Origin of the sequence: Mycobacterium hackensackense, from assembly GCF_025822555.1 — a bacterium.
GTDB lineage: Bacteria > Actinomycetota > Actinomycetes > Mycobacteriales > Mycobacteriaceae > Mycobacterium > Mycobacterium fluoranthenivorans.
Genome location: NZ_JACKUC010000031.1, coordinates 807351 through 830704 on the forward strand (window position 1 = coordinate 807351; position 23354 = coordinate 830704).

Consider the following 23354-nt stretch of genomic DNA (forward strand, 5'->3'; position numbering starts at 1 on the left):
ACCACCGCAAGGCGGCACCACCGAGACCTGACCACTTCTCTTCTGAACTGTGTCATCGATTGTTGACACAGTTCAGAAGAGAACTACCTCAGAGCCCGCCGACCAGCCAACGCCCGAAACCCGCACGGTACCGTTGACGCATGTCCACTACACGGCGTAGGAGGCCGGCGCTCATCGCGCTGGTGATCCTCGGCGCCGTGGGCTGCCTGCTTCTGGCGTGGTGGCAGTGGACCCGCTTCGAATCGTCCTCGGGCACCTTCCAGAATCTCGGCTACGCGCTGCAGTGGCCGATGTTCGCCGGCTTCTGCGTATACGCGTACTACAAGTTCGTGCGCCTGGAGGAGGCGCCGCCGGCCGAGCCCAAGCCCGACTCCGAGATCCCCGCCGGCCTGCTGCCCGAACGCCCCAGACAGGCCACCGCAGCCGAGGACGACCCGACCCTGCGCGAGTACAACGCCTACCTCGCAGAGCTTGCGAAAACAGATAAGGAAGACACCGAATGAGCACCCCCGAAACGTCAGCCTCGGCCGCCCCCGTCGAGTCGATCCGCAAAGCTCTGCTGAGCTACCGCGTGATGGCGTGGGCGACGGGTCTGTGGCTGATCGCGCTGTGCTACGAGATGGTGATGAAGTACATCTTCAAGGATGCCTCCCTCAGCTGGATCGGCATCGTGCACGGCTGGGTGTACTTCGTCTACCTGCTCTGCACCGCGAACCTTGCGGTCAAGGCCCGCTGGCCCATCGGCCGGGCGATCGGCACGCTGATCTCCGGCACGGTGCCACTGCTGGGCATCATCGTCGAGCACTTCCAGACGCAAGACGTGAAGAAGCGCTTCGGTCTCTAGCCTCTGCTGGGCGCGCGAGCGGGATCAACAACGCCAGCATCCCGGCCAGGGCGGCGACGCCCGCCGCGATCAACAGCGCGACCCGGAAGGCCTCCAGGGTGGGCACCGCGTGCCCACCCGCGGACATGGTCAATCCGGCCAGCACCGCACCGATCACGGCACTGGAGATCGACGTTCCCAGCGATCGTGCGAGCGCATTTATGCCGTTGGCTGCCGCGGTCTCCGAGATCGGCACCGCCGCGTTGATCAACGTGGGCATGGACGCATAGGCGAAACCCACCCCGACACTCACCAGCACGTTGAGCACCATCACCTGTGGCCCGCCGCCGAGCAGCCAGAGCCCGGCGAGATAGCCACCGGCAATGACCGCGCAGCCGACGAACAAGGTGAACCGCGGTCCGCGCGCGGCCATGACACGCGCCGCGATGGGTGCGGTCACCATCATCGCCAGCCCGCCCGGCGCCATCCAGAGCCCAGCTTCGAGCATGCTCATCCCAAGTCCGTAGCCGGTGCCGGCCGGTAGCTCCAGGATCTGCGGCGCGATCAGCGACAGCGCGAACATGGCGAACCCGACGCCGATCGAGGCGATGTTGGTGGTCAGCACGGGCCGACGCACCGTCGTACGCAGGTCGACGATCGGCGAGTCGAAACGCAGCTGCCACACCGCGAACAGGGCGAACACCACCAGCGAGGAAGCGAACATCCCCGTCGTGGTCGCCGAGGTCCAGCCCCACGCACGGCCCTTGGTGATACCCAGCAACAACGTGACCAGCCCCGCCGCGAGCAGCAGCGCACCCAGCGGGTCGAGACGGTCGGTGGAGGTGGCCGGCACCGACGGCACCAGGAACACGAACATGGCGAGCGCACCGACGCCCAGCCCCGCGGCCACCCAGAACAACGCATGCCAGGTGAAGTGCTGGGCGATGGCCGCCGACAACGGCAGCCCGAGCGCCCCACCCACCCCGAGCGATGAGCTCATCAAACCCATTGCGGCACCGACCTTCTTGGCCGGCACCGAGGCGCGCAACACGCTGATGCCCAACGGGATGATCGGAATCGCGAGCCCCTGCAGGCCGCGACCGGCGATGAAGGGCACCAGCGACGATGTCACCGCGCACACCAGCGACCCCGCGGTCAGCAGCAGCGCGCACGCGATCAACACCCGCTTGGGTCCGTAGATATCGCCGAGGCGGCCGAACACCGGGGTCGCCACCGCCGCGGTGAGCAGCGTCGCGGTGATGGCCCATGAGGCGTTGGCGGGATCGGTGTCCAGCAGCTTCGGCAGTTCCGGCACCAGCGGGATGATCAGGGTCTGCATCAGGGACACACCGATGCCCGCGGCCGACAGCACGGCGATGAGCACGCGTGGATGCGTCGAACCCCAGCCGCGTGAACTCACGGCCGCGAGCATTACACGTTAGTTTGTCTATGTAAAATTCAGCGCGCGCAGCGCCGGCACCAGCAGACCCAGGGCGCGGCCGCGGTGCGACGCCGCATCCTTTTCGGCCGGGCTGAGTTCGGCCGCCGAACGCTGCGATCCGGCCGGCACGAAAATCGGGTCATAGCCGAACCCGCCGTCACCGCGCGGTGCGCGGGCGATCGCGCCGGGCCACTCCCCGCGGACCACCACCTCGTCCTGGTCGCCGGGACCGAAAACCAGCGCACATGCCGACACGAACGCCGCACCGCGACGTTCGTCGGGCACATCGCGCAGCTGTCCCAGCAGCAGTTCGAGATTGGCCACATCGTCGCCGTGCCGCCCGGCCCAGCGCGCCGACAGCACCCCCGGCATACCGTTCAGCGCATCGACGGTCAGCCCGGAATCGTCGGCCACCGCCGGCAGGCCGGTCGCGGCGAACGCATCCCGCGCCTTGGCCAACGCGTTCTCCTCGAACGTCGCCCCCGTCTCGGGTGCCTCGTCGAAGGCGGGCACATCGTCGAGCGACAGCAGCTCCAGTCCGGACACCCCGGCCGCGTCGAGCACCCGCCGCAGTTCGGCCAGCTTCTTGGCGTTGCGACTGGCGACGAGCAGCCGGCTCAGCTTCCGAACGCTTTCTTCGCCGGCCCGGTCGGCTCGGGCAGCACACCCGGATACGGCAGCTCGAGCGCCGCGCGCTGCAGGGCGAACAACTGATCGCATGCGGCGAGCGCCGCGTCGAGCAGCTTGTCCAGCGTGGAGCGCGGGAACGTCGCCCCTTCACCGGTGCCCTGGACCTCGACCAGAGTGCCGGTATCGGTCGCGACGACGTTCATGTCGACCTCGGCGCGCGAGTCCTCGGTATAGGGCAGATCGGTCCGGACCCGCCCGTCGACGACACCGACCGACACCGCGGCGATGGCGCAGGACAGCGGCCGCGGATCGGAGAGCTTGCCCGCCGCGGCAAGATAGGTGATCGCGTCGGAAAGCGCGACATAGGCGCCGGTGATCGCCGCGGTGCGGGTGCCACCGTCGGCCTGCAGCACATCGCAGTCGATCGCGATGGTGTTCTCCCCCAGCGCCCGCAGATCGATGCAGGCACGCAGCGACCGGCCGATCAGCCGGCTGATCTCCTGAGTGCGTCCACCGACGCGGCCCTTGACCGACTCGCGGTCGGAGCGGCTGTGGGTGGCCGCGGGCAGCATCGCGTATTCGGCGGTGAGCCACCCGAGTCCGGAACCCTTGCGCCAGCGCGGGACGCCCTCGGTCACCGAAGCCGTGCACATGACCCGGGTTTGACCGAATTCGACCAGCACCGATCCCGCGGGATGGGTGGTGAAGCCGCGGGTGATGACCACCGGCCTCAGCTCGTCGTCAAGCCTGCCGTCTTCTCGTCTGGACACGGGCCAACCCTAGCCGGTGGGCTCAGTGGCGCGTGATGTCGATCGTCTCGTTGCACACCACGGCGTGCACCGGGCCGTCGAATTCGGCTTTCGCCTCGCTGATGACGTCCTCGCGCGAGGTCCACGGCGGGATGTGGGTGAGCAGCAGTTCGCCCACGCCGGCGCGGGCCGCGATCTGGCCGGCTTCGGTCCCGGACAGATGCAATTTCGGCGGGCGGTCCGGGGCGTGGGTCCAGGACGCCTCGCACAGGAAGACGTCCACCCCACGGGCCAATTCGACGACGGCGTCGCAGATGCCGGTGTCACCGCTGTAGGCGAACGTCACGCCGTCACGGTCGGTGAAACGCATGCCGTAGGACTCCGTCGGATGACAGACCAGGCGGGGTTCCACCGTGAGCGCACCCAGGACGACGGGCTGCCCGTCGACCCACGGCTGCACGTCGAAGATGTCGGAGATGTCGTCGATCTCCCCGCCCTCGGGAGAGGAGGCCGCACCGAGGCGTTCCCAGGTGTGCGTCGGCCCGTACAGCAGGGCTCGGCCCGTGGGCGGATTGGGGTGATACCGGCGCCAGACGAACAGGCCCGGCATATCGAGACAGTGGTCGGCGTGCAGGTGCGACAGCAGGACGTTCACCGCGCCGGGGTCAGCGTGTCGCTGCAACGCGCCCAGCACTCCGCCGCCGAAGTCGATGACCATCGGCGTGGTGTCGGGTTCGGTCAGCAGGTAACCGGACGCCGGCGAATCGGGCCCGACAACACTGCCGGAACAACCCAGTACGGTGATTCGCACGCCGTCTAGCTTGCCACGTCTGCTATCCGGGCGACGAAAGCATCACCGCAATACGCGACAAGATTCATTTTCACCTGCGCGCAGTGACGCGTACCGCACCGCGGACGGCCCAGCAAACATGCCGTCAACTGCCCAGCGGGGCCACGTTCTTCTCCCGCCCCCTGGCCTTGCGTTCGCGACCGGAGAGCACATAGGCGGCGAAGATTCCCGCCAGCGCCCCACAGAGATGCCCCTGCCACGACACTCCCGGAGTACCGGGCAGCACGCCGAACAGCACACCGCCGTAGATGAACGCCACAACCACCCCGACCACGATCTGCCACACGGTCCGGGTGAAGAAACCGAGCACGATGACGTACGTCAGCCAGCCCATGATCAGTCCGGAGGCGCCGATGTGTGTGGTGGTGCAGTGCACCCCCACGTACGGGCAGTGCGCGCCGAGGTTCCCGATGAGCCACGTGCCCAGGCCACCGAGAATCCAGATGATGGCGGTGGCGCCGAGGAAGCGTCCGTATCCCGACAGGCTGGCGAGGAAGCCGAAGAGAAGCGCCGGCACGGTGTTCGCGACCAGGTGTGGCCAACCGCCGTGCAGCAGCGGCGCCCACAGGATTCCCCACAGCCCATCGGTCCGCAGCGGCTGGATGCCGTCCTGGTCGAGCCCGCCGCGGAACACCGTGGCGTCGACCGCTTCGATGACATACAGCAACGCGACGAACGCAAGGACCGTCGCACCGCCGAGCTTCCAGGCGGCCGGCTTCTTCTCCTGCGGAACCGGGAGGGTCACGCGAACTCCTCAGGCACGATCGTCGAACTCCTCAGCGCAGCTCGTCCCTCCCTGCTTGATCGTCGTTCGACTAGGCCCATAGCTGCCCTTCCAACGCGTCCTCGGCGTCATCCAGGCTACCGGCGTAGGCGCCGGTGGACAGGTACTTCCAGCCGGCATCGCACACGGTGAACGCGATGTCGGCACGTTCACCCGCCTTGATCGCCTTGGCGGCCATGCCGAGCGCGGCGTGCAGGATCGCGCCGGTCGAGATGCCCGCGAAGATGCCCTCCACCTCGACGAGCTCGCGGGTCCGTTTGACGGCATCGAACGCTCCCACCGAGAAGCGCGTCGTCAGCACGTCGGGGTCGTAGAGTTCGGGCACGAAGCCCTCGTCGATATTGCGCAGCGCGTACACACCCTCGCCGTAGCGCGGCTCGGCCGCCACGATCTGAATCCCCGGCACGTGCTCGCGCAGGAACCGGCCGGTGCCCATCAGCGTGCCGGTGGTACCGAGGCCGCCGACGAAATGGGTGATCTCCGGCAGATCGGCCAGCAGTTCGGGCCCGGTGCCCTCGTAGTGCGCGGCGGCATTCGCCGGGTTGCCGTACTGGTACAGCATCACCCACGAAGGGTTCTGCGCGGCAAGCTCTTTCGCGTAGGCGACGGCGGTGTTCGAGCCGCCCTCGGCGGCGCTGTAGATGATCTTCGCCCCGTACAGCTCGAGCAGCTGGCGCCGCTCGACCGACGTGTTCTCCGGCATCACGCAGATCATCCGATAGCCCTTGAGCAGCGCCGCCATCGCCAGTGAGATACCGGTGTTGCCACTGGTGGGCTCGAGCAGGGTGTCGCCCGGCTTGATCAACCCGTCACGTTCGGCCTGTTCGATCATCCGCAGCGCGGGCCGGTCCTTGATGGAGCCGGTCGGATTGCGGTCCTCGAGCTTGGCCCACAACCGGACATGGGGTCCGTGCTCGTCATCCTCCCAGCGCGGAGACAGCCGCTGCAGCCCGACCAGCGGGGTGTTGCCCAGCGCCTCCAGCAGCGAGTCGTACCGCACGGATCAGCCGCCTGCGACGGCAGGAAGGATCGTCACCGAGTCGCCGTCACTGATCGGGGTGTCCAGACCGCCGGAGAACCGCACGTCCTCGTCGTTGACATAGATGTTGACGAAGCGGTGCAGCTTGCCGTTGTCCACCAAGCGCTCGGAGATGCCGGCGTGGTTGGCCTCCAGGTCACTGATGACGGCGGCCAGCGTGTCGCCGTCGGCGCTGACCCGCTTCTCGCCGCCGGTGTGCGGACGCAGGATGGTGGGGATCGAGACGGTTACTGCCACGGTCGTTCCTTACTGGTAGTTCTCAACGATGGATACGGGTTCTTCGGTGACGACCCCGTCGACGATGCGGTAGCTGCGCAACTCGTGTTCGTCGGGATCACGGGTCGAGACCAGGACGTAGTGCGCATCAGGTTCGGAGGCGAACGAGATGTCGGTGCGGCTCGGGTAGGCCTCGGTGGCGGTATGCGAGTGATAGATGACGACGGGAACCTCGTCGTTATCGTCCATCTCGCGCCACACCTTGAGCTGCTCGGCCGAGTCGAACCGGTAGAACGTCGGCGAGCGCTCGGCATTGATCATCTGGATGAAACGCTCAGGCTGATCCGAACCCTCCGGCCCGGCGATCACACCACAGGCCTCGTCGGGGTGGTCGGCGCGCGCGTGGGCGACCATGGCGTCCGCCAGGTCGGCGCGGATCACCAACACGTCAGGTCTCCGTTCGTCGTGGGAATGCTCCCGGCAACAGGCCGCGGTACGTCGGTATTCCGGCGACCGACTCGGCTGCCAGCACTCCTACCAGGACCGCCCGCGCCAGGCAATCCGCCGCCGCGGCCCCGACTGCGGTGACGACCGCCGTTTCCGGCGACATCGCCACCGGCGTCTTCGGGTTCGGCGGCACCTGCACCGCGCCGGTTGCCAGCGCGAACACCGTATCGCCGTCCAGCGGGGTGTGTGCGGGACGGATCGCGTGGGCAAGGCCGTCCTGGGCGGCGACGGCGACCCGCCGGCAGCCCGCGGGGCTCAGCGCGGCGTCGGTGGCCACCACCGCGATGGTGGTGTTGAGCGGACCGCTCTTCTTGTCCAGCGCCGCGTACGCCGCGATCTGTTCGGCAGGGGGCGGGGTCAGCCCGAACTCGGCGATCAGGCCGGCCATCCACGGCAGGCCGGTTTTCGGGTCCACGACGTTGCCGCCGGGGTTGACCGCGACCACCGCACCGACGGTGACACCGATATCGGGCAACGTGATCGATGCGGTACCCAGTCCGCCCTTGAGCACACCGGCGCGGGCCCCCGCCCCGGCGCCCACGTTGCCGATCGCCACCTCGGTGGTGGCGGCCCGTGCGGCCGCATAACCGAACTCCGCGGTGGGCCGGCAACCCCAGCCCCCGACGGGCAGGTCGAAGATCACCGCCGCGGGCACGATGGGCACGACGCCGCCGTCCATCGCGACACCGCGCCCGCGCTCCTCCAGCCAGGTCATCACGCCGTCTGCGGCGGCCAACCCGTAGGCGCTGCCGCCGGTGAGCACCACGGCGTCCACGTGCCGGACGCTGTTGGCCGGGTCGAGCAGATCGGTCTCGCGGCTACCCGGTGCACCGCCGCGGCAGTCCACCGCGGCCGTGGTGCCCGGTGGGGCCACCACGACCGTGGTACCGCAGGCCCATCCGCTGCCCAGGGTGGCGTCCTCGTCGATGCGGTGATGGTGGCCGACGAGGATGCCCGCCACATCGGTGATCGATCCGAATTCGAGCCCACCAGCCGCGTTCATCGACCCATCATTCCGAGCACCAGATACTCCTGCAGCACCGTCAGCCACTGGTAGACGTCGAGGTGGCCGGCCATCGGATGCTCGGGCGGCAGTCGGTCCAGACCGTCGGGCCCGATATCGAGCATCGTGCCCAGCGCCAGCCGCACGTCGTTGACCGCCGATGCCCATGCCTGCGCGTCGGCTTCGACCAGTTCGAGCTTGCCGCCACCCTCCGGCAGGGTCGCCAAAAGTCGTTGCGCCGCTTCACGTTTCGCGTCGATAATGGTGGGCTCATGCAGGCTGCGCAGCGCGCGGTTGAGGCTCTCGGCGGCGGTGGCGCCGGCCGGATGCTCGCTGCGGGACCGATAGAAGTCGGGCAACAGCCGTTTCATGGTCTCGTCCTCGGGCGGCTGCGAATGCCCGGTCCGGATGCCGGTGATATCGGCGAGCTCGTCGGACGGGGCCGAGGATTCGCGGTCGGCGAGCATCTCCACCATCGAGGTCACCAGATTGCGCAGCAGCGCCGCCTCATGGGCGGCCAGCGACGAACGGAACCGCGGACCTGCCGGGCCGTCGACCCGCTTCCACTTACGCACGTGCTCAGCGGTCCTGCTGCATCGTGGCCCACAGCCCGGCCGCGTGAAGTTTCGTCACGTCGACCTCCATGGATTCACGGCTGCCCGCGGACACGACCGCCTTGCCGTCGTTGTGCACCTCAAGCATCAGCTTGGTCGCGTGCGGCTCGCTGTAGCCGAACAGCTTCTGGAAGACATACGTCACGTAGGACATCAGGTTGACCGGGTCGTCCCAGACGATCGTCACCCACGGGCTGTCGGTCGCGGCGTCTTCCTCCTGGCCGGTGTCGGCCTTGTGCTCCTCACGGGTACCCGGACGAGTCCGCGCTGGGGTAACCATGCCGCTGAGGATACCGGGGCGCGTTCACGCGCAGAGAATCGGAACGGTGCAGTTACGGTTGCCTCCGTGTCTACCGCACTGTTGACCGACAAGTACGAGCTGACCATGCTCGCGGCGGCCTTGCGGGACGGCTCCGCGCACCGCCACTGCACGTTCGAGGTGTTCGCCCGCCGCCTGCCCGAGGGCCGCCGCTACGGCGTGGTGGCCGGCACCGGCCGCTTCCTGGAGGCGCTGGAGGACTTCACCTTCGACGACGATGCCCTGGCGTCGGTGTCCGGCTTCCTCGACCCGGCCACCCTGGAGTTTCTGGCGAGCTACCGCTTCGCCGGCGATGTGGACGGCTACGCCGAGGGTGAGCTGTACTTCCCGGAGTCCCCGGTGTTGTCGGTGCACGGCAGTTTCGCCGAGTGCGTCATCCTGGAAACCCTTGTCCTGTCGATCCTCAACCATGACAGCGCCGTCGCCTCGGCCGCCGCGCGGATGGTGAGCGCCGCCGAAGGCCGGCCGCTGATCGAGATGGGCTCGCGGCGCACCCACGAGCAGGCCGCCATCGCCGCCGCACGCGCCGCCTGGATCGCCGGCTTTGCGGGCACGTCCAATCTGGCCGCCCAGCGCGCGTACGGGGTGCCCGCGCTCGGGACCAGCGCGCACGCCTTCACGCTGCTGCACACCGCCGACACCGGACCGGACGATCGCGCGGCGCGCGACCGATCTGAACGCTCCGCGTTCGCGGCCCAGGTCGACGCCCTCGGTGTCGGCACCACCCTGCTGGTCGACACCTACGACATCACCTCCGGGGTGGCGAACGCCATCGCGGTGGCCGGCCCGGAGCTCGGTGCGGTGCGCATCGACTCCGGGGACCTGGGTGTGCTGGTGCGCCAGGTGCGCGACCAACTCGATGCGCTCGGCGCCACCGGCACCAAGATCGTGGTGTCCAGCGATCTCGACGAGTTCGCCATCGCGGCGCTACGCGCCGAGCCGGTCGACAGCTACGGGGTCGGCACCTCCTTGGTGACGGGTTCCGGCGCCCCCACCGCGGGCATGGTCTACAAGCTGGTCGAGGTCGACGGCCGGCCCGTGCAGAAGCGCAGTGCGCACAAGGAATCCCACGGCGGGCGCAAGGCGGCGCTGCGGCTGGCCAAACCGTCCGGGACGGTGGTCGAGGAGGTCGTCTACCGGCAGGGCCACCGCCCCGAGATCGGCGGGAAGCTCACCGCCCGGCCGCTGACGGTCGAGCTGGTGCGGGCCGGGACGCGGGTCGGCGGTGACACCGATCTGGCGGCGGCGCGCGACCGGGTCACGGCGGGACTGCGCAGCCTGCCGTGGGACGGGCTGGGCCTGTCCAAGGGCGATCCCGCCATACCCACCCGGCTCCCCGCACCCGCGTGACCGCCACCCCGGTTCGCGATCTGCTCGCCGCTGCGGTCACCGCGCTCGGCGGCGCCCAGCGCCAGGGCCAGATCGAGATGGCCGAGGCCGTGGCGCGCTCCTTCGACACCGGCGAGCACCTCGCCGTGCAGGCGGGCACCGGCACCGGCAAGTCACTGGCCTATCTGGTGCCGTCCATCGCGCGTGCCGCCTCGGGACACGCCCCGGTGGTGGTATCCACCGCCACCATCGCCCTGCAACGCCAGCTGGTCGACCGCGACCTGCCCAGACTGGCCGACGCCCTGGCCCCGTCACTCCCGCGCAAGCCCACCTTCGCGCTACTCAAAGGCCGGGGAAACTACCTGTGCCTCAACAAGATCCACAATGGCGCCAACACCGACCCGGCCGAGGACCAACCCCAGGAAGAACTGTTCGATGCGGTCGCCGCGACCGCGCTGGGCCGCGATGTGCAACGCCTGACCAAGTGGTCGTCGGACACCGAGACCGGCGACCGCGACGAGCTGGTGCCCGGCGTCCCGGACCGGTCGTGGAGTCAGGTCAGTGTGTCGGCGCGCGAATGCATCGGGGTGGCGCGCTGCCCGTTCGGCACGGACTGCTTCTCCGAACGGGCCAGAGCCAAGGCGGGCACCGCCGATATCGTCGTCACCAACCACGCGCTGCTGGCCATCGACGCCATCGCCGACGCCTCGGTGCTGCCCGAGCACGAACTCCTCGTCGTCGATGAGGCCCACGAACTCGTCGACCGGGTCACCGGGGTGGCCACCGGTGAGCTGTCGGCCACCCTGCTGGGCGCGGCTCAACGCCGTATCGGCCGCCTTGTCGATGCCGAACTCGCCGACCGGCTGGACGCCGCGGGCTCCATCCTCGCCTCGGCCATCCACGACGGCGAGCCCGGCCGCATCGACTACCTCGACGAGGAACTGGCCACCTACCTCACCGCGCTGCGCGACGCCGCGCACGCGGTCCGCACGGCCATCGACACCGCACCCACCGATCCGCAGGCCGCCGCGGCGCGGACCGAGGCGGTCACCGCGGTGACCGAGATCGGCGATATCGCCTCCCGCATGCTGGATTCGTTCGTGCCCGCCATTCCCGACCGGCTCGACGTGGTGTGGCTGGAACACGAGGAGACGAAGAGCTCGGGTAAGCGGGCCATGCTGCGGGTGGCCCCACTGACGGTGTCAGGCCTGTTGCGTACCAGGATCTTTCAGCGATCCACCGTGGTGCTGACCTCGGCCACGCTCACCCTCGGCGGCAACTTCACGGCGATGGCCGCCGGCTGGGGACTCGCCGGTGAGGAGACCGGAACCGCGTGGCGCGGAATCGATGTCGGTTCGCCGTTCGAACACGCCAAGTCCGGCATCCTCTACGTGGCCAAACATCTGCCCGCACCGGGCCGCGACGGCACCGGGTCGGCCGCCCAGCTCGATGAGATCGCCGAGCTCATCACCGCAGCGGGCGGGCGCACCCTCGGGTTGTTCTCCTCGATGCGGGCGGCCAAGGCCACCGCCGAGGCGATGGCCGCGCGGTTGGACACCCCGGTGCTGTGCCAGGGCGAGGACTCCACGGCCACCCTCGTCCAGCGGTTCAGCGACGACGAGGCCACCTCACTGTTCGGCACGCTCTCGCTGTGGCAGGGCGTGGATGTGCCCGGTCCGTCGCTGTCGCTGGTGATCATCGACCGCATTCCCTTCCCGCGTCCCGATGACCCGTTGCTCACCGCGCGCCAACGGGCCATCGCCGCGCGCGGCGGCAACGGATTCATGGCGGTGGCCGCCGGTCATGCGGCCCTGCTGCTCGCGCAGGGGGCCGGTCGGCTGCTGCGCCGGGTCGATGACCGGGGCGTCGTCGCGATCCTCGACTCGCGGATGGCGACCGCGCGTTACGGCGGCTACCTGCGCGCATCGCTGCCCCCGTTCTGGACGACCACCGACACCGACCGGGTGATCGCGGCACTGAAGCGCTTGCGTAGCGAGTGATTGACGCGCCCTCCCGGGCCGGCGGTCACATATCCTTTCGGTCATGAATCGCCGACGGTGGGCGGGAACCGTGTTCAGCGCGTGCGTGCTGCTGCTGGTGGCCTCCTGCGCGCATACGCTGCAGGGCAACGCGGTATCTGTGTTCGCCGATCCGTTCCGGGTGGCCGGGATGCCCGCCACCGATGGGCCCACCGGCCTGCGCGACGACGCTGCCGCGCCGACCCGCACGGCGCGTGACACCGACGGCGGGCAGATCGACCACCTGGCCGAGAGCTCCGTCAGCGATATCGAGGAATTCTGGCAGCAGGCCTACCCGCAGGCATTCGACGGTGAATTCACCCCTGTCAAAGAGCTGATCTCCTGGGATGCCGACGGTTTCGACGGCGAGTTCTGCGACTCGAACACCTACAACCTGGTCAATGCGGCGTTCTGCCGCGACGACAACACCATCGGCTGGGATCGCGGCGTGTTGATGCCCTCGCTGCGCAAGGCCAACGGCGATATGGCCGTCACCATGGTGCTCGCGCACGAATACGGACATTCGGTGCAGAAGCAGGCCAAGCTCACCCGCAAGGCCACCCCCACCCTGGTCTCCGAGCAGCAGGCCGACTGCCTGGCCGGCGTCTACATGCGCTGGGTCGCCGAGGGACATTCCACCCGGTTCACGCTGTCCACCGCAGACGGCCTGAACAACCTGCTGGCGGCGATGATCTCGTTCCGCGATCCGCTGCTCAACGAGGGTGATTCCGCCGCAGGCGAGGACGAACACGGCTCGGCCTTCGAGCGGATATCGGCCTTCCAGTTCGGCTTCACCGACGGCGCCTCGTCCTGCGCCTCGATCGACCCCGCGGAGATCAAACAGCGCCGCGGTGACCTGCCGGTGCTCCTGCCGGAAGACCAGTCGGGCGAACTGCAGATCACCGAGGCGTCGGTGCGCTCCATCGTCGACGCCATGGGCATCCTGTTCGCACCGCAGAACCCGCCCCAGCTGACCTTCGACCGGCCCGCGTGTGCCGATGCCCATTCCGACGCGGCCGTGACCTTCTGCCCGGCGAGCAACACCATCTCGGTGGATCTGCCCGCGCTGGAGGCCATGGGCGCCCAGTCCGAAGCCGAGCCCGGCACGGGCCTGACGACCGGCGACAACACCGCCTATTCGGTGCTGGTGTCCAGGTACATGCAGGCGATCCAACACGAGCGCGGCGGCCTGGCCCTCGACAGCGCCAAGGCCGCGTTGCGAACCGCCTGCCTGACCGGCGTCGCGACGGTCAAGATGACCCACGCGGTGAACACCCCGGACGGCAACACGATTCAGCTCACGGCCGGCGATGTCGACGAGGCCATCTCCGGGATCCTCAGCAACGGTCTGGTGGCCAGCGATGTCAACGGGGAGTCCGTTCCGTCGGGCTTCTCGCGCATCGACGCCTTCCGGGTCGGTGTGCTGGGCGATGAGGACCGCTGCTTCAAGCGGTTCCCCTAGACCTGTTTGGTCACCCCGTAATACCCGAGCACCACATCGGACTGATCCGTCGAGCGGGTCAGCACCGCGTAGGACCGCAGGAACGACTGGCCCACACAGCCGTCGATCTTGATGTGGAAGTTGGACACCATCACCCACGGATCCGGGCCTTTGAACTCCTTCTTCACCACCGGGACGATGTTGACGATGCCGGGCTTCAACGCGACCCCGATACCGCCGCTCACCGGAATGGAGAAGATCGGCGCCACGCCGGTGGGCAGCGCGCCCAGCGGCCCGCTCAAGCCCACACCACTGTTCAGACCGACCGAGCCGGTCAGGGTGACTCCGTTGGACGTGCTCATGTCGATCCCGCAGCCGATCTGGTAACCGACCTCCAGCACACCCCGGGGCGCCGACGCGCCATCCGGGGGCACCAACGATCCGTTGAACACGCCGCCTGCGCTGTACTCCCGGGACGAGACGGCCGTCGTCAGCGGCGCGATCGGCATCTGGACCTCGTCTTTGGACGAGACCGTCAGCGTCCAGCCGTCGGGCGTCTTCACGGTCTGCGGCGGCGCCGACGGGACCCTGCCGTCATCGACCGGCGGCGGTGGCACCTCGTCGGACGGCGGCGCGTCGGCCGCGGCCGGTTCGATCGCCGGCGGGTCCGCCGGGTCGGCTACCGCGACGGGTGCCCACAGCACCAGCGCGACGGCACAGGTGCCGAATGTGGCGGACCGGATCGACATGCTCGGAATTTACCCGGCGCCCACCGCTGCCCGTGGCGAGTGCGAAAAGTGCATCCGCTCAACCGACGGGCAGTCGCAACACGTATCCCGATTCCAGTGCCACCCACAGCGCACCGTCGGGTGCCACCGCCACACCGTGCGGTTCGCTTCCCGGCGGCAGGTCGATGGTCGCGACCTCGCCGTCGGCACCGACCCGGGCCAACTGGTCGGCACCCCACAGGCTGACCCAGACCCCGTCGGCCTGGTCGGCCACCACCGCGTGCGGTTTGCCGGGCAGGTCGAGTTCCTGGATCGCCTCGTTCATCGGGATCCGCCCGAGCTTGTCGGCCCGGATGGCGGTGAACCAGACCGCGTCGTCATGGGTCGCGGTGATGCCCACCGGCCCGGCTGACGGCGTCGGAGTCTGCCGGGTGCTCAGCTTTCCCGCCAGGTCCACCCGCCCGATCGCACTGGCACCGTTGAGCGTGAACCACAGGGCGCCATCGGGTCCCGCGGTGATCATCGACGGTCCCCCACCGGGCACGGCCACCATGTCCACCGCACCGCCCGCGTCGACCCGCCCCACCGCCCCGGAGGCCGCCGCGGTGAACCACAGCGCACCGTCGGGACCCACACACAGGCCGAAAGGTGCACTGCCATGCGGCAATTCGATCTCGCTTCGGGTGCCGTCCACCTCGATGCGACCGATCCGGTCGTCACCGTTGCGGGTGAACCACAGCGCACCGTCGGGGCCCGCGGCGATGATCGACGGCTTGCTGTCGGGATGCACCGGATAGACGCGGAGGTCACCGTCGGGCGCGATGCGCGCGATCTCGCCGCTGTGCACCAGCGTCACCCAGACGGCGCCGTCGGGTCCGGGGGCCAGCGCATACGGACCGCCGGGCACGGCGATGTCGAGAACCCCCCTCACGCGAGCGTGACGAGTCCGAGTTCGCCGGTGCCGGCCAGCAACCGGTGATACGGCAGCACGCGCACGGTGTAGCCGACGGGACCGGCCGCGGGCAGCGGCGCCGTGGTCGAGAAGATCTGGTTGCCGCCCTCACCGGGACCGGTGTGCGTCATCTCGACGGTGACCGGGTTCTGCAGCACGTCGGCGGCGTCCACACCGCCGAGCACGGCCTGCACCACGACCTCCTCGGGCGCCAGCCCGGCCAGGTGCACCGACGCGGTCAGGGTCAGCTCGCTGCCCAGTACCGGTGTGTCGGGCAGCCCGTAGCTGTCCACATCGGTGATCTGGATCCGCGGCCACGCCTCGAACGCGCGCCGCCGGTAGTCGGCCAGGTCTCGGGCCGCACCGAACGGGACCTCGGTCGCGTCACCGGCGGGCTCGATCGTGGCGCGCAGGGATTGCGCCGCGGGTGCGTAGTACTTCTCGGTGTAGTCGCGCACCATCCGCGAGGCGAGCACCTTCGGTCCGAGCACCTGCAGGGTGTGGCGCACCATCTCCACCCAGCGACCGGGCACGCCGTGTTCGTTGCGCTCGTAGAACTTCGGTGTCACCGATGATTCCAGCAGGTCGTACAGGGCCCCTGCCTCGATGTCATCGCGGCGGCTCTCGTCGGCCAGGCCGTCCGCCGTCGGGATCTCCCAGCCGTTCTCGCCGTCGTACCACTCGTCCCACCACCCGTCGCGGATGGACAAGTTCAGCCCGCCGTTGAGCGCGCTCTTCATACCCGAGGTCCCGCACGCCTCCAACGGGCGCAGCGGATTGTTCAACCAGACGTCGCAGCCCCAGTAGAGCAGCCGCGCCATCGACATGTCGTAGTCCGGCAGGAACGCGATGCGGTGCCGCACCTCGGGTCGGTCGGCGAAGCGCACGATCTGCTGGATGAGCGCCTTGCCGCCGTCATCGGCCGGATGCGATTTACCGGCCACGATCAACTGCACCGGCCGCGACTCGTCGAGCAGCAGCTTCTCCAGCCGGACCGGGTCACGCAGCATCAGGGTGAGCCGTTTGTAGGTCGGCACCCGGCGCGCGAACCCGATGGTCAGCACCTCGGGATCGAACGCGGTGGCGATCCAGCCGAGTTCCGCCTCGGAGGCGCCCCGCTCCAGCCAGGACCGGCGCAGCCGGGCTCGGACGTCCTCGACCAGGACCGCACGCAGCTGTGACCGGATCCACCACAGATGCCCAGGATCGACCTGCTGCAGCCGCTGCCAGGTCTCCGCCTCGCTCAGCGAGTCCAGGTTGTCGCTGCCAATCAGGTCGCGGGCGAGTTCCACCCACTGCGGGGCCGCCCACGTCGGCGCGTGCACGCCGTTGGTGATGGAACCGATGGGCACCTCTGCGGTGTCGAAGCCCGGCCACAGTTCGTTGAACATCCCCCGGCTGACCCGCCCGTGCAGGAGCGACACCCCGTTGGCGCGCTGGGCCAGCCGCAGACCCATATGCGCCATGTTGAACTTCGACGGGTCGTCCTCGGCGCCGAAGGCGATGATCCGGTCGAGGGGAACTCCGGGCAGCAGACGCGAATTCGCGCCGGAAGCGCTGCCGGGGTCAGCGCCGAAGTAGCGCTTCACCATGTCCACCGGGAACCGGTCGATACCGGCGGGCACCGGGGTGTGGGTGGTGAACACCGTCGACGAGCGCACCACGGTCAGCGCGGTGTCGAAGTCCAGTCCCGCGTCGATGAGCTCACGGATACGTTCGGCACCCAGGAACCCCGCGTGTCCCTCGTTCATGTGGAACACTTCCGGGGCCGGGCGGCCTTCGATCTCGGTGTAGGCGCGGATGGCGCGGACACCGCCGATACCGGCGAGGATCTCCTGCCGGATGCGGTGTTCCTGGTCGCCGCCGTAGAGCCGGTCGGTGACCGTACGCAGGTCGTGTTCGTTCTCACCGATATCGGAATCGAGCAGCAGCAACGGAATTCGGCCCACCTGGGCCACCCAGACGTGGGCGGACAGGTGCGCACCCTCGGGCAGCGCCAGGGTGATCAACACCGGTTCGCCGTCGGCGCTGGTCAGCAGCCGAAGTGGCAGACCCTGTGGATCCAGCGAGGGATAGGTCTCATGTTGCCAGCCGTCGGCGGTCAGCGACTGACGGAAGTACCCGGACCGGTAGTACAAACCGACACCGATCAGGGGCAGACCCAGATCCGACGCGGATTTCAGGTGATCACCGGCGAGGATGCCCAGGCCACCCGAGTAATTCGGCAATACCTCGGCGACGCCGAACTCCATGGAGAAATAAGCGATCCCGCTGGGCAGACCGTCGCCGGCGGCCTGTCTCTCCTGATACCACAGCGGCCGGGTCAGATAGGTGTCCAGGTCCTCCGCCAACTGATCGACGCGCCCCAGGAAACCGCCGTCGAGCGCCAGCTCGTCCAGGCGTTTCGGATCGACCCCGCCCAGCAGGGCGATGGGATCCTGCCCGACGCGCTGCCACAACTCGGCGTCGATCGCGGCGAACAGATCCTGGGTCGGCTTGTGCCAGGACCATCTCAGGTTGTTGGACAGCGGCTCAAGCGCACCGAGGCGGTCGGGTAGGTGGGCTCGGACGGTGAACCGGCGAAGAGCTTTCACGTGACTTGACCTTACTGAAAATTCAGGCCGCGGTCGGATTCCCGAGGTTGGATTACAGACTGGTTCCATCGGGCACCCTGTGCCAGTCCGCCCACTACGGTGGACATCGACGCGCGGCGACAGAGCCGCGCCCGCATGAGGGAGTGAATGGGTGCCCGGTCGTATCGAGATCGATGACGCAGCGCCCGTGCTGTCCGGTGGGCGTTTCCCCGCCAAGGCTGTGGTCGGCGAGGTGGTACCCGTCAGCGCGGCGGTGTGGCGCGAAGGCCACGATGCGGTGGCCGCAACGCTGGTGGTGCGCTATCACGGCTCGGCATATCCGCAGCTGGTCAGCGATCCACCGGGAATGAAACCGAGTCCGCCCGCCCCTGCCACCCCGCCGCGGATCAAACCGCAGGCGCTGCCGATGGCGCTGGGCCGCACGCCTGATGTGTTCCACGGCCAGTTCACGCCGGACAGGGTTGGGCTGTGGACTTTCCGGGTAGACGGCTGGGGTGACCCGATCAGCACCTGGCGAAAGGCGGTCACCGCCAAACTCGACGCCGGTCAGGGCGAGACCGAACTGTCCAATGACCTCCTCGTCGGCGCCCACCTGCTGGAGCGCGCCTCGACCGGGGTGCCGCGCGAGCACCGACAGCCACTTCTGGACGCGGCGGCGGCGCTGCGCAGTCCGGGGGATCCGCTGACCCGCGCCGGCCTTGCCCTCTCTCCCGCGGTCGGAGGCCTGCTGCGGAAATACCCGCTGCGCGAATTACTCACCCGTGGTGAACAATTCGGCGTGTGGGTGGATCGGCCGCTGGCCCGGTTCTCGTCCTGGTACGAAATGTTCCCGCGTTCCACCGGTGGATGGGACAGCGAGGGAAAGCCGGTACACGGCACCTTCGCCAGTGCCGCCAAGGAGTTGCCGCGCATCGCTCGGATGGGTTTCGACGTGGTGTATCTGCCCCCCATCCACCCGATCGGCAAGGTCCATCGCAAGGGCCCGAACAACTCGGTGACCGCCGCGCCCGGCGATGTCGGGTCACCGTGGGCGATCGGCAGTGACGAGGGCGGCCACGACGCGGTCCATCCCGATCTCGGCGGGATCGAGGGATTCGACGATTTCGTCGCTGCGGCAACCGATCACGGCCTGGAGGTGGCTCTGGATCTGGCGTTGCAGTGCGCACCGGATCATCCCTGGGCCAAGACACATCCGGAGTGGTTCACGGTGCTGCCCGACGGCACCATCGCCTACGCCGAGAACCCGCCGAAGAAGTACCAGGACATCTACCCACTGAACTTCGACAACGACCCGGCCGGGCTCTACGAAGAGGTCCTGCGGGTGGTGCGCTACTGGATCTCGCACGGCGTCAAGATCTTCCGAGTCGACAACCCGCACACCAAACCGCCGAACTTCTGGGCGTGGCTGATCGGTAAAGTCAAGGACGAGAGCCCCGACGTCCTGTTCCTCTCCGAGGCGTTCACCCGGCCGGTGCGGTTGTACGGGTTGGCCAAACTGGGCTTCACCCAGTCCTATTCGTACTTCACCTGGCGCACCGCCAAGTGGGAGCTCACCGAGTTCGGCGAGGAGATCGCCAAGTACGCCGACTGCGCCCGGCCCAATCTGTTCGTCAACACCCCCGACATCCTGCACGAATCACTGCAGCACGGCGGCCCCGGGATGTTCGCCATCCGGGCCGCGCTGGCTGCCACGCTCAGCCCGGCGTGGGGGGTGTACTCCGGCTACGAACTCTTCGAACACGAAGCGGTACGCGCCGGCAGCGAGGAGTACCTGAACTCCGAGAAGTACGAGCTGAGGCCACGAGATTTCGAGGGGGCGCTCGCCTCGGGGCGGTCTCTTGAACCATTCCTGACCCGGCTCAACGAGATTCGGCGCCTGCACCCGGCGCTGGCCCAGATGCGCACGATCAAGTTCCACCATATCGACAACGACGCGCTGCTGGCCTACAGCAAGTTCGACCCGATCAGCGGCGACTGCGTCCTGGTGGTGGTGACCCTCAACGCCTTCGGCCCGGAGGAGAGCACGTTGTGGCTGGACATGGAAGCACTCGGCATGGAGGCCTACGAACGGTTCTGGGTTCGCGACGAGATCACCGGCGAGGAGTACCAGTGGGGCCAGTCCAACTATGTGCGCCTCGATCCCGTCCGGACCGTCGCCCATGTCATCAACATGCCGCTGATCCCGCACGACGTCCGAATGACCCTACTGCGAAGGGAGTGAGCCGATGACCCGGATCAACCCGGCCACCAGCACTCACCTGCGTCCCGACGATGCCGATCTGCACCGCCTGCTGACCGGCGAGCACCACGACCCGCACTCCATCCTGGGTGCCCACGAATACGGCGACCACACCGTCATCCGCGCCTTGCGCCCGCACGCCGAGACGGTGGCCGCCGTGATCGGCGGGGTGCGCTACGAGGCCACCCATATCGACGGCGGATTGTTCGCGGTGGCGGTGCCGATCACCGGACTGATCGACTACCGGCTGGAGCTCGGCTATCCGGGCGCGCCCGTGCTCACCGTGGCCGACCCGTACCGATTCCTGCCCACGGTGGGCGAGATGGACATGCACCTGTTCGCCGAGGGCAGGCACGAACGACTGTGGGAGATGCTGGGCGCACATCCGCGCACCTTCACCACCGCCGACGGCCCGGTACCCGGGGTGTCGTTCGCGGTGTGGGCGCCGAATGCCAAGGGCGTCAGCCTGATCGGCGAGTTCAATCATTGGGATGGCATCGAGGCGCCCATGCGCAGCCTTGGTTCGTCCGGCGTGTGGGAGGTGTTCTGGCCCGGCTTCCCCACCGACGGCATGTACAAGTTCCGGGTACACGGCGCCGACGGCGTGGTGTCCGACCGGGCCGATCCGATGGCCTTCGCCACGGAGGTGCCACCGCACACCGCATCGCGGGTGAACACCAGCTCGTATGAGTGGAGCGACGCCGACTGGATGGCCGGCCGCACCCTGCGCAACCCGGTGTTCGAGCCGATGAGCACCTACGAGGTGCACCTGATGTCGTGGCGGCCGGGCCTGAGCTACCGCCAGCTGGCCGTCGAACTCACCGAATACGTGGTGGCACAGGGCTTCACCCATGTGGAGTTGCTCCCGGTCGCCGAGCATCCGTTCGGTGGGTCGTGGGGATACCAGGTCACGTCGTACTACGCACCGACCTCACGGCTCGGTACACCCGACGAGTTCCGGCACCTGGTCGACACACTGCACCAGGCCGGGATCGGCGTCATCGTCGACTGGGTGCCCGCGCACTTCCCGAAGGACGCCTGGGCACTCGGACGGTTCGACGGCACCGCCCTCTACGAGCACGCCGACCCCCGACGTGGCGAGCAACTCGACTGGGGCACTTACGTATTCGACTTCGGCCGGCCCGAGGTGCGCAACTTCCTGGTGGCCAACGCACTGTATTGGCTGCAGGAGTTCCACATCGACGGGCTGCGGGTCGATGCCGTGGCCTCCATGCTGTACCTGGACTACTCGCGGCCCGCGGACGGCTGGACGCCCAACGAATACGGTGGCCGGGAGAATCTGGAGGCAGTGCAGTTCCTGCAGGAGATGAACGCCACGGTGCACAAGATCCACCCGGGCATCGTCACCGTCGCCGAGGAGTCCACCTCGTGGCCCGGCGTCACCCGCCCGACCAACCTTGGCGGCCTTGGCTTTTCGATGAAGTGGAACATGGGCTGGATGAACGACACGCTGGCCTACATCGCCCGCGATCCCATCCACCGCAGCTTCCACCATCACGAGATGACGTTCTCGATGCTGTACGCGTTCAGCGAGAATTATGTGCTGCCGATCAGCCATGACGAGGTGGTGCACGGCAAGGGCACCCTGTGGGGCCGGATGCCGGGCAACGACCACAACAAGGCCGCCGGCGTGCGGAGCCTGCTGGCCTACCAGTGGGCACACCCCGGTAAACAGCTGCTGTTCATGGGACAAGAGTTCGGGCAGCGCGCCGAATGGTCCGAGGAACGTGGACTGGACTGGTATCAGCTGGGCGAGCAGAGCTTCTCCACCGGCATCCAGCAGCTGGTCGCCGATATCAACGGGCTGTACCGCAGCCGTCGTGCCCTGTGGTCCAGGGATACCGTTCCCGACGGTTACTCCTGGATCGACGCCAACGACTCGGCCAACAATGTGCTGAGCTTCCTGCGCTTCGGCGATGACGGATCGGTGCTGGCCTGCGTGTTCAACTTCTCCGGAAGCGAGCATGCCCAGTACCGCCTCGGGTTGCCCCATGCCGGGACGTGGCGCGAGGTGCTCAATACCGACGCGACGATCTACAACGGTGCCGGGCTGGGCAATCTGGGCTCTGTCGAGGCCACCGCACAGCCCTGGCACGGCCGTCCCGCGTCGGCGGTGATGTCGCTGCCGCCGCTGGCCGCGCTCTGGTTCGAACCGGCCTGATCCCGGCCGGTCAGTACAGGGCGTTGGCCAGGTTGCGCCGGCCCGCGATGACATCCGGGTCGGCGGCGTCGAACAGTTCGAAAAGTTCGATCAGCCGGGTCCGCACCTTGGTGCGGTCATCGCCCGCGGTCCGCTTGACCAGCGCGATCAACCTGTTGAAGGCCGGTGCGACGCTCTGTTGCAGGATCTCGACATCGGCGGCGGCGAATGCGGCCTCGATATCGTCGGGGGCGGCGTCGGCCGCCGCCACGGCGTCGGGGCTGTGCGTGGTGGCCCGCTGCAGGAACGAGATCTGCCGGATGGCCCCGGTGGCCTCGGCGTCGTTGGGCTTGGCCGCCAGAATCGCCTGATAAGCGGCCAGGGCGGCGTCGAAGTCACCGTTGTCCAGGTGCGCGCGGGCGGCCTCCACTTCGGGGTCGACCTGCTCTGCGTCGTCTCCCCCGCCGCCAGGGTTGCCCGCGGCCTGCAGCAGTGAGTCGATCCACCGCCGCAGCTGCTCGGGCGGCTGCGGCCCCTGGAAGCTGGCGACCGGCTGCCCGCCGACCACTGCCACCACGGTGGGTACCGCCTGCACGCCGAACATCTGCGCCACCCGCGGGGTGGTGTCGACGTTGACCATGGCCAGCACCCAGCTGCCGCCGTCGGCCGCGGCCAGCTCGGCGAAGGCGTCGCCGAGCGCGGCGCTGGCCTCGCTGCGTGGGGTCCACAGCAGCACCACCACGGGTTTCTCGCCGGAACGGACCAGGACCTCGGCTTCGAGGTTGGCTTCGGTCACCTGAACGGCACCCGACGGGCCCGCGGCGGCGGCTTGTGAGGGCGGAGGTTGCTTGAGGGCCGACAGATCGACCGCGCCAGCCAGCGCGGGGCCCAGAGAAGACCGGGGTCGTGTCACATCG

The 23354-nt window shown here is 68.5% G+C and carries 21 protein-coding genes and 1 pseudogene; 7 read left to right on the plus strand and 15 right to left on the minus strand.

Going from position 1 to position 23354, the window contains the following annotated elements:
* Positions 1–140: 140 nt before the first annotated feature.
* Both H7J86_RS23930 and H7J86_RS23935 read left to right on the plus strand, forming a co-directional pair.
* The gene (locus H7J86_RS23930; RefSeq protein WP_090352896.1) at positions 141–503 is read left to right on the plus strand and encodes a hypothetical protein; all 363 of its coding nucleotides are present in this window, start codon (positions 141–143) and stop codon (positions 501–503) included.
* A complete protein-coding gene (locus H7J86_RS23935; protein ID WP_187096483.1) occupies positions 500–844 on the plus strand; it encodes a DUF3817 domain-containing protein in 345 nt (114 codons plus the stop codon). Before H7J86_RS23930 ends, H7J86_RS23935 begins: the two co-directional genes overlap by 4 nt.
* Here H7J86_RS23935 and H7J86_RS23940 read toward each other — a convergent pair.
* The 11 genes from H7J86_RS23940 to clpS form a co-directional block, all read right to left on the minus strand.
* On the minus strand, positions 792–2243 hold the full coding sequence (locus H7J86_RS23940) for an MFS transporter (protein WP_372517321.1): 1452 nt from the start codon (positions 2241–2243) through the stop codon (positions 792–794). The genes H7J86_RS23935 and H7J86_RS23940 overlap by 53 nt on opposite strands.
* A gap of 27 nt (positions 2244–2270) precedes the next feature.
* Positions 2271–2885, minus strand: coding sequence for an RdgB/HAM1 family non-canonical purine NTP pyrophosphatase (gene rdgB / locus H7J86_RS23945; protein WP_090353893.1), 615 nt, complete (start codon positions 2883–2885; stop codon positions 2271–2273).
* Positions 2882–3664, minus strand: a complete 783-nt coding sequence (gene rph / locus H7J86_RS23950) for a ribonuclease PH (RefSeq protein ID WP_090352891.1) — start codon at positions 3662–3664, stop codon at positions 2882–2884. Before rph ends, rdgB begins: the two co-directional genes overlap by 4 nt.
* A gap of 22 nt (positions 3665–3686) precedes the next feature.
* The gene (locus H7J86_RS23955; RefSeq protein WP_090352888.1) at positions 3687–4454 is read right to left on the minus strand and encodes a cyclic nucleotide-degrading phosphodiesterase; all 768 of its coding nucleotides are present in this window, start codon (positions 4452–4454) and stop codon (positions 3687–3689) included.
* A gap of 124 nt (positions 4455–4578) precedes the next feature.
* Positions 4579–5238, minus strand: a complete 660-nt coding sequence (locus H7J86_RS23960; RefSeq protein WP_187096485.1) for a rhomboid family intramembrane serine protease — start codon at positions 5236–5238, stop codon at positions 4579–4581.
* A 70-nt stretch (positions 5239–5308) separates the two neighbouring features.
* Entirely contained in the window at positions 5309–6277 is a 969-nt protein-coding gene (locus tag H7J86_RS23965; protein WP_187096486.1) for a cysteine synthase, read from the minus strand.
* Positions 6278–6280: 3 nt separating this feature from the next.
* The gene (locus H7J86_RS23970) at positions 6281–6553 is read right to left on the minus strand and encodes a MoaD/ThiS family protein (RefSeq protein WP_090352884.1); all 273 of its coding nucleotides are present in this window, start codon (positions 6551–6553) and stop codon (positions 6281–6283) included.
* Between the two features lie 9 nt (positions 6554–6562).
* Positions 6563–6979 carry a M67 family metallopeptidase gene (locus H7J86_RS23975; RefSeq protein ID WP_090352882.1) on the minus strand — a complete coding sequence of 139 codons (417 nt, stop codon included), beginning with the start codon at positions 6977–6979 and terminating at the stop codon, positions 6563–6565.
* A gap of 1 nt (position 6980) precedes the next feature.
* Positions 6981–8042, minus strand: coding sequence for a P1 family peptidase (locus tag H7J86_RS23980; protein WP_267293851.1), 1062 nt, complete (start codon positions 8040–8042; stop codon positions 6981–6983).
* Positions 8039–8617, minus strand: a complete 579-nt coding sequence (gene aosR / locus H7J86_RS23985) for an oxidative stress transcriptional regulator AosR (protein WP_267293853.1) — start codon at positions 8615–8617, stop codon at positions 8039–8041. The genes H7J86_RS23980 and aosR overlap by 4 nt, the downstream gene beginning before the upstream one ends.
* 4 nt (positions 8618–8621) lie before the next feature.
* Entirely contained in the window at positions 8622–8936 is a 315-nt protein-coding gene (gene clpS, locus H7J86_RS23990; RefSeq protein WP_090353891.1) for an ATP-dependent Clp protease adapter ClpS, read from the minus strand.
* A gap of 57 nt (positions 8937–8993) precedes the next feature.
* Between clpS and H7J86_RS23995 the strand changes: the two are divergent.
* The 3 genes and pseudogenes from H7J86_RS23995 to H7J86_RS24005 all read left to right on the plus strand — a co-directional run.
* A pseudogene (locus H7J86_RS23995) lies at positions 8994–10325 on the plus strand (nicotinate phosphoribosyltransferase); the annotation flags it as partial.
* Positions 10322–12304: an ATP-dependent DNA helicase gene (locus tag H7J86_RS24000; RefSeq protein WP_187096490.1), complete on the plus strand. Its 1983-nt coding sequence runs from the start codon at positions 10322–10324 to the stop codon at positions 12302–12304. The pseudogene H7J86_RS23995 and the gene H7J86_RS24000, both read left to right, overlap by 4 nt.
* Positions 12305–12347: 43 nt before the next feature.
* A complete protein-coding gene (locus H7J86_RS24005; protein WP_090352874.1) occupies positions 12348–13784 on the plus strand; it encodes a neutral zinc metallopeptidase in 1437 nt (478 codons plus the stop codon).
* Here H7J86_RS24005 and H7J86_RS24010 read toward each other — a convergent pair.
* Genes H7J86_RS24010 through glgP form a run of 3 tightly spaced genes read right to left on the minus strand, consistent with a single transcriptional unit; the run spans position 13781 to position 18037 of the window.
* Entirely contained in the window at positions 13781–14512 is a 732-nt protein-coding gene (locus tag H7J86_RS24010; protein WP_090352871.1) for an MspA family porin, read from the minus strand. The two genes, H7J86_RS24005 and H7J86_RS24010, sit on opposite strands and share 4 nt — an antisense overlap.
* Before the next feature lie 58 nt (positions 14513–14570).
* Positions 14571–15422, minus strand: a complete 852-nt coding sequence (locus H7J86_RS24015) for a virginiamycin B lyase family protein (protein ID WP_267293855.1) — start codon at positions 15420–15422, stop codon at positions 14571–14573.
* Positions 15419–18037, minus strand: coding sequence for an alpha-glucan family phosphorylase (gene glgP, locus H7J86_RS24020; protein ID WP_267293857.1), 2619 nt, complete (start codon positions 18035–18037; stop codon positions 15419–15421). Before glgP ends, H7J86_RS24015 begins: the two co-directional genes overlap by 4 nt.
* Positions 18038–18188: 151 nt before the next feature.
* On the opposite strand from glgP, the gene H7J86_RS24025 reads away from it, so the two are divergent.
* Positions 18189–20258, plus strand: coding sequence for an alpha-1,4-glucan--maltose-1-phosphate maltosyltransferase (locus tag H7J86_RS24025; protein ID WP_267293859.1), 2070 nt, complete (start codon positions 18189–18191; stop codon positions 20256–20258).
* A 4-nt stretch (positions 20259–20262) separates the two neighbouring features.
* On the plus strand, positions 20263–22458 hold the full coding sequence (glgB, locus tag H7J86_RS24030) for a 1,4-alpha-glucan branching protein GlgB (RefSeq protein WP_267293861.1): 2196 nt from the start codon (positions 20263–20265) through the stop codon (positions 22456–22458).
* A gap of 10 nt (positions 22459–22468) precedes the next feature.
* On the opposite strand, the gene H7J86_RS24035 is transcribed toward glgB, so the two are convergent.
* Complete coding sequence (locus H7J86_RS24035; RefSeq protein WP_267293863.1) at positions 22469–23350, minus strand: tetratricopeptide repeat protein; 882 nt, start codon at positions 23348–23350, stop codon at positions 22469–22471.
* Between the last annotated feature and the right edge of the window lie 4 nt (positions 23351–23354).